A 7448-nucleotide genomic window follows, 5' to 3' on the forward strand; every position below is an offset into this window, starting at 1 on the left:
TAATACACCACAAGTTATACCAGTAACTGCACCTGCGTGTATTGTTTGTCAAACAACTGCACCTACTACAGTAAGTGCCAGTCCAGCTTCTATTTGTGTTGGTTCAAGTACTACTTTGTCTGCAACTTGTGCAACAGGAACATTGGCATGGTATGCTGATGCAGCTTTGACTTCATTAGTAAGTAGCCAAGTTACACCAACGGCGACAACTACTTATTATGGAGCATGTATAAATGGAACTTGTAAAAGTTCGGCTACAAGTGTAGTAGTAAATGTAACTCCAGCTATTGCATTGACGAATAGTAACTTTTCGAAAACAAACCCTACAAGTTGTGGAGGATCGCAAGGAACTATTAAAATATGTGGATTAGTAGCCAATACTAATTTTTCTGTAAGCTACAATAAAAATGGTGCTGCACAAAGTTCGAATACATTGTTAGCGGATGCAACAGGATGCATAACATTGACTAATTTAATGGCAGGTACTTATGATAACTTTATCGTTACGAACGCTACTACGTCTTGTTCGAGTGGTATAGTTTCGTCAGCATCATTAGTATTGTTAGATCCTCCAAGTGCATTTATAACTTTAGGAACAACGCAAAACCCAAGTGCTTGTGGTTTGAATGATGGCTTTATTCAAATTAATGGATTAACTGCTGGAACACCATATACCGTTAACTACATGCAAAATGGTTTGCCACAGACACCAGTTTCGTTTTCATCATCAAGCTCTTCTTATTATTTAAGTGGTTTGACGGCAGCAAATTATACGAATATTACTGTAACAAGTGGTGCTTGTACTTCGAACCCTTTAAGTAAATCATTGTCAGATCCAATTACGACAACAATTACTTTAGGGGCAAAAACGAATCCAACTACATGTTCAGGTAATGAAGGTTCATTCACTGTAAGTGGATTGGCACCTAATACTGCCTACGTTTTGAATTACAGTAAAGATGGGTTTGTTCAAACTCCAATAGCATTTACATCTACGAGTACATCTTATATTGTAAGTGGTTTACTAAGTGGAAGTTATACAAATATCAGAGTAATCAGTGCAGGTTGTACCTCAAACAGTATTTCTACTGTATTAAGTGATCCGGCTTCGGCAGTGATTGCTTTAGGAACACCTAATAACCCTACTACATGTAGTGGCACTGATGGTTCATTAACTATTACCGGATTAGCCCCGGGCACAGTTTATATGATTAAGTACAAGAAAGATGGAGTTTGGCAAACGCCAATTACATATTCAGCTACAACTACCTCTTACACAATAGAAGGGTTAAGTGCTGGGTCTTATACTAATATTAATGTGACGAATAACGCATGCATTTCTAATAGTTTAAGCCAAATGCTTGTTGATCCATTGCCTCCAGTAATTGGAATAGGAACAATAACTCAACCAAATAGTTGCGGAGCAAATAATGGGACAGTGGTTATTACAGGGTTGACTACAGGTTTAAATTATACACTTAATTACTTAAAAGATGGTGTGCAACAAACACCAGTTTCTTTTAAAGCAACAGGGACAACGTACACTTTAGCTTCGTTAGTTGCAGGAAATTATACAGGTATCAATGTGAAACAAAGTGCATGTATCTCAAATACACTAAATGTTTCTTTGTCTAATCCTGGAGGAGCAATAATAGAAGTATTAGGCGTAAATCCAATTAGTTGTAGTCCTGGTAATGAAGGTAAGTTTGTAATAACTGGTTTAGCTCAAGGATTGAATTATATCTTGAATTATTCTAAAAGTGGAGTTGCACAAACACCAATTTCAATTGCAGCATTATCAACTTCTTATGTAGTGAATGGCTTAACAGCAGCAGCTTACACAAACATAACTGTAACGCAAGCGAATTGCGTATCAAATGTTGTCAGCACTACATTGGTTTCGCCAACATTATCCGCTGCAATCGTAGCAAGTATAAATCCTATTTGTTCAGGAACTACTACGACTTTAGAAGCAACTTGTGCAACTGGAACCGTTAAATGGTACACTGATGTGAATTTAACTTCTCAGTTGACCGATGCAACAGTTAGTCCTATAGTAACGACAACCTATTATGCTTCTTGTGAAGTAAACGGTTGTAAAAGCTCTGCAACACCAGTTGAAATAAAAGTAAACAACTGTATTTCTTCACTTAAGATAGTTAAGAGTCAAACAGCAATCAGTGGGCAAACAGTTGGTTCTAAGATTACTTACAGCTTGGTAGTGACTAACACTGGTAATACTACCTTGACAAATGTAGAGGTAAAAGATGCCAATGCAACTCTGATCGGAATAAACTCGATAGCGAGTTTAGTACCGAATGCAACAGTGACATTATCTGCAGAACATGTATTAACACAAGCAGATTTGGATGCAGGTAAAGTTATCAATGTAGCGAATGTAAGTGGAAAAAGTCCAAATGGTAGCACTGTTAGTGCAGTTTCAGATGCAGGAACAGATACAAGTGGTAAACCAATCACGAATCCAGAGTTGGTGGATGGTCCTGACGCTGATACTGATCCAACAAATGATCCAACGGAGACGACTTTGACACCTTTATCAAGTATTAAGATAGTTAAGAGTCAAACGGTAATCAGTGGACAAACGGTAGGTTCTAAGATTACTTACAGCTTGGTAGTGACTAACACTGGGAGTACGACCTTAACAAATGTAGTGGTAACAGATGCCAATGCAACTTTGAGCGGGATAAATCCAATAGCGAGTTTAGCACCGAATGCTACAGCGACATTGTCGGCAGAACATACCTTGACACAAGCTGATTTGAATGCAGGTAAAGTAATCAATGTAGCGAATGTGAGTGGGAAAAATCCAAATGGTAGCACAGTTAGTGCAGTTTCAGATGCAGGAACTGATACAAATGGGAAACCAATTACCAATCCAGAGTTGGTAGATGGCCCTGATGCTGACACAGATCCAACAAATGACCCAACGGAGACGACTCTATGTTCTGCTCCAGTGGCATCTGTTAATGGTGGAATGACCTCAGTTATCATTTGTTCAGGTGGGACTGCTACTTTAAGTGCTACAGGTTGTAGTGGAACAATTGCATGGACATCCAATTCTGGAGATATTGTACCAGCAAACGGTATAGTAAGTCCAAAAGTTACAACAACTTATATGGCTACTTGTACAAATGGATCATGTGTAAGCCTTGCTTCTAATTCAGTAACGGTTACATTAGGCCCTTGTGCTAATCCAGATGGTATAATATCAATAGTTGCAGATACGAAGTCAATAATACCTATTTTGGCTAATGATAAGAATTCAGATGGAACACAAGCGGATTTAGCAAAAATAACAGTGCCTGTAGTTACTACTGACCCAAGTAAGGGGACAACAATCGTTAACCCAGATGGTACGATTAGTTATACTCCGAATCCAGGAGCAAGTGGAACAGATACATTCATTTATACTATTTGTGATAAAGCTAATCCATCCGTATGTGATACTGCTAAAGTGACTATATTAATTAATGCTGTCTTAGATGTAAAACTACAATTAAAGGTATTTTTACAAGGTGCATTCTTCTCACCAAGTGGTGCAACTGATGCCTTGATGCGTGATGACTTACGTACATTAGGTGTTATTCCTACGGTTGAACCATATACTGGAATGGCTAATAGTCGATTTACCAAAGTATCAGACAATGGAGGACAGCAAATAGGGACAGGAGTACTTACAACAACAGGCTCTAATGCCATTGTAGACTGGGTATTTGTTGAACTTCGTGATGCCGCTAATCCATCAACTATTTTGAAAACAAGAGCTGCCTTGGTTCAAAGAGATGGTGATGTGGTAGAAGCAAGTGATGGAACTACACCAGTAACCTTTATAGGTGCTGTTGGAACAAGTTACTATGTTTCAATCAAACATCGCAATCACTTAGGAGCTATGACAGCTACTCCAATTACAATGTCAGCTACAGGTACAACCGTTGATTTTACATCAATGACAGCAGCTCAACTGTGGGATAAAGGTTTAGTCTTGGCAGATGGTACGCTTGGCTCTTATGATGGTTCAGAACAGGTAACACTTGGTAATGGCAAAATGGGCCTTTGGGCTGGAAATGCGAGAAATGCAGATAACAAAGTTAAGTATTCAGGTACTTCTCCTGACCCTGCTGTTATCTTATCTCAAGTAATTACTTTCTCGGGGAATACTGCACAAAGCTATAATTATGACTTTGTAACACCAGTATATCTTACAGGTGATATTAATATGGATGGTAAAGTAAAATATCAGGGGTCAAGTACTGATACCGCTTTCATCTTGTTCAATATCATTAATAAGTATCCAAATAACTTGACCAATAAGGCGTATAACTTCGACTTTATGGTTGAGCAAATTCCTTAAATAATTAATTAGTATAAGCGGAAAATCAAACATCCGCTTATACTATTACTAATAAACTTTTAAATGAAAAGCAGATGAAAAAGGTATTTTTAATTACAATTTTAGGGTTTATGTCAATGGTATCTTTTGCTCAAAATAAGATAGACTTAACTGTTAAATGGAATGCGGCACAAAGTCGTTATGAAGTTTACGCAAAGCCCAATTTTACAAACGCATCATTTACATGGGGAACATCCCAAATCACTGTAGTTGTTCCAGCCTCAGCACCCGATAATAACTTATCTGTAACATCAGTAAACGCAGGAGGTTGGGGTGTTGACGCATCTAATCGAATTTTTGCACCAGCAGCGGATGCCACGCATGATTTTCACGCCGTACAATCAAGTGGTCAAGCTGTAGCCCTCACAACCAATACAGAAACATTGTTATATTATTTTACTTTTTCAGATGGACAATGTAGAGATGGTGTCCGTTTGTTTGTGAATGGCTCAGACCCATCATCTTCCGCATCGGGTATGAAAGGAGGCGATTATAGTAATGCCATTGACAATGGATTGGTTACAGACGTCTATAATAGTAATTATAGCAATAGTGGCACAAGTTGTTCTACGTGCAATATTACAGCACCAGAACTTATAAAATAAGTGTATTGGCACTGCTAAATGATAATATTCTATGAAAAATACATATAAAATATTTCCAAAAGTAATGATAGTTTGCATGATAATTGCACTTTCCTTTGTAGCAAAAGCACAGACGAGTTGTGATTATAATTCTTCTGATATTACTTTTAATATAGGAACTCCAGGGATACTTCCAAGTAATAGTTTAACCACGTATTTATTGGTTGACCATGCTACAGGAATCATTACTAAAATATCTTCAACACAAAGTTTTACTGGAATTTCGCAGTCTAAACAATATGATATTTATGCATATAGTTATGTCAATGATAATACTGTAACAGGTTTAACAGTAGGAGGAACTTTAACAAATGTGAGTGCTGCTTGTGGAGATTTTTCAAAACCACTTTTAGTGAATATCTGTGTTCCTCCAAGTAACGCTGGAGTTTGTGATTATACTACTACTTCATTTACATTAAAAACTGTTACCTCTCCTCCTGCAGGAGCGACAACAGAATATATATTAACTGATTTGAATGGCGTGATTTTACAAAAATCAGTAACACCCAGTTTTACAGGGCTAACGGGTACTCAGTCTTATAATGTTTATGCTGTTAGTTATACAGGTAGTATTTCAAATTTAAGTATAGGTAGTAATTACAGTACCATAACAGGTGCATGCTATGATTTGTCAAATGCGTTTCCTGTAAAAGTTTGTGTTTGCCAGCCAACTTGTTTAGGAGTAACGCTGACAAAGGTCAAATAAGGAATTATTGGTAGAATATACAATTTCAAATTTTAATTCTAAAAAATAATGAAAAAGATAATAGTGGCATTTTTAGCTGTTACACTGCTAATATGTGTGGAGGATTCATACGGACAAAAAGGATTAGAACTCACCTTGAAGTATAATTCACAAGCAGAGAAGTATGAAGTATATGCTAAACCAAATTTTAGTCAAAGAAATTTTCTATTGGGTCCATCACAGATAACAATGGTTGTTCCATCAGCGGTTTCTGATGAGAAATTAAGGATTCAGAATTCAGATGGAGGAACATGGGAGGATAATAGTATTGTATTTTCACCAACCGTTAACCCTGCCTCAGATTATCATGGAATTACGACTTTAGGAGCAAAAACAGATTTTATTGAAGGCGTTGAAACGATGTTGTTTAGTTTTTTATTATCTGCGAATATTAATCCAACGGAAGTAAAGTTGTTTGAAAATGAAAAAGACCCCAAATCTTCAGCTCCAGGAATGAAAGGGGGAGATTTTTCAAATACGATTAATAGTGCCCTTGCCGAAGAGTATTATATAGGAAATTATAAAGATACAAAGGTAGTTTTAGGTGTCTCGGAAGAAAATAAAACAAAACTAATGGAGTTTGAAAATGAGAATTTATTACTATACCCAAATACAACAAATGAGGATTTTAAAATCGTCCTAAATGGCGTTGAAGATTTTGAAGAGGTAACGATGATTGTAGCAACAGAAATGGGTAGGGAAATAATGAAAGTCAAAGGGAAAAAGGCTGATTTAATGGAAAAAACTTTTAAGATTCCTGTAAAGATTTCAAGCCAAAGCTTGGTTGTAAGAGTGAAAACCCAAAAGACAACTTTTGGAAAAAAACTTATTCTTGATCGAGAGTAGTATCTTATAATAAAATAGGTCTTCATAAAGCTTTGAATAACTAAGTCAAAATACGAAAAATTTTGACCCAAGAAACTGTTTTTGCTAACTAAATCCACACACACAAATACTGATAATTATTAGCTGCCTTTATACTTATCGGATTCAAAATTTATTTGTTTGAATCGACTAAGAAATAAACAAAAATATACAATCCATTCCTGCAAATTTTAGACAGCATTTTGGGGTAGTCGGAAATATAAATATAATCTTGAGATGAAAAGTTTTTTCACAAAAAAAATATTATTTGTTATACTATCTATACTTTTTCTTGTAAAAAGTATAGAAACAAATGCAAAATATGATTCAGGTATTAGTTCAATAGCTAAACCATATAATATAAAAAAAGCTACCCAAAAGGCTTTACCCTTAATTCTTGCAGGGTTCCCCGACCTTTCATTAACTCAAACTGTAGCCAAAAGTGGTGATAATGTAACCTTTACACTTATAATAAATAACGACGGGCAGACCAATGTTTCAGGAGTTGTAGTAACGGATGTATTACCAATTGGGGCAACATTAGTGAGTGCAACAACAAGTACAGGGACAACAAACTTGGTAGGGAATACTCTTACATGGCAAGTAGGAAATATCAGTGCTTCAAATTCACTACTAACTCTGACAATTGTAGTCAACTTGAATAATTCAGGCGTTTCCTATAATTCTGCTGAAATAACAGCAATGAATGAAACAGATATTGATAGCACACCCAATAATAAGGTATTATTAGAGGATGATTACTACAGTTCTTGTACAAATATCC

General features: G+C 36.3%; 5 protein-coding genes. All 5 read left to right on the top strand.

The features are described from left to right. On the top strand, positions 1-4372 hold a 4372-nt coding region (locus ABR854_RS25445), incomplete at its 5' end, for a beta strand repeat-containing protein (RefSeq protein ID WP_350268682.1). A 74-nt stretch (positions 4373-4446) separates the two neighbouring features. Further along, on the top strand, positions 4447-5016 hold the full coding sequence (locus ABR854_RS25450; protein WP_350268683.1) for a hypothetical protein: 570 nt from the start codon (positions 4447-4449) through the stop codon (positions 5014-5016). Positions 5017-5080: 64 nt separating this feature from the next. Continuing rightward, positions 5081-5761: a hypothetical protein gene (locus ABR854_RS25455; RefSeq protein ID WP_350268684.1), complete on the top strand. Its 681-nt coding sequence runs from the start codon at positions 5081-5083 to the stop codon at positions 5759-5761. Positions 5762-5809: 48 nt separating this feature from the next. Further along, positions 5810-6646 carry a hypothetical protein gene (locus tag ABR854_RS25460; protein WP_350268685.1) on the top strand — a complete coding sequence of 279 codons (837 nt, stop codon included), beginning with the start codon at positions 5810-5812 and terminating at the stop codon, positions 6644-6646. A 255-nt stretch (positions 6647-6901) separates the two neighbouring features. Beyond that, positions 6902-7448, top strand: a 547-nt coding sequence (locus tag ABR854_RS25465; protein ID WP_350268686.1) for a DUF11 domain-containing protein, incomplete at its 3' end; no start/stop codon positions are given.

The sequence above is a fragment of the Emticicia sp. W12TSBA100-4 genome, assembly GCF_040253585.1.
GTDB lineage: Bacteria > Bacteroidota > Bacteroidia > Cytophagales > Spirosomataceae > Emticicia.

Bases quoted from the DNA above. Each gene is read 5' to 3' on its own strand.
- ABR854_RS25455 (WP_350268684.1), top strand. From the start codon at position 5,081: ATGATAGTTTGCATGATAATTGCACTTTCCTTTGTAGCAAAAGCACAG.
- ABR854_RS25450 (WP_350268683.1), top strand. From the start codon at position 4,447: ATGAAAAAGGTATTTTTAATTACAATTTTAGGGTTTATGTCAATGGTA.
- ABR854_RS25460 (WP_350268685.1), top strand. From the start codon at position 5,810: ATGAAAAAGATAATAGTGGCATTTTTAGCTGTTACACTGCTAATATGT.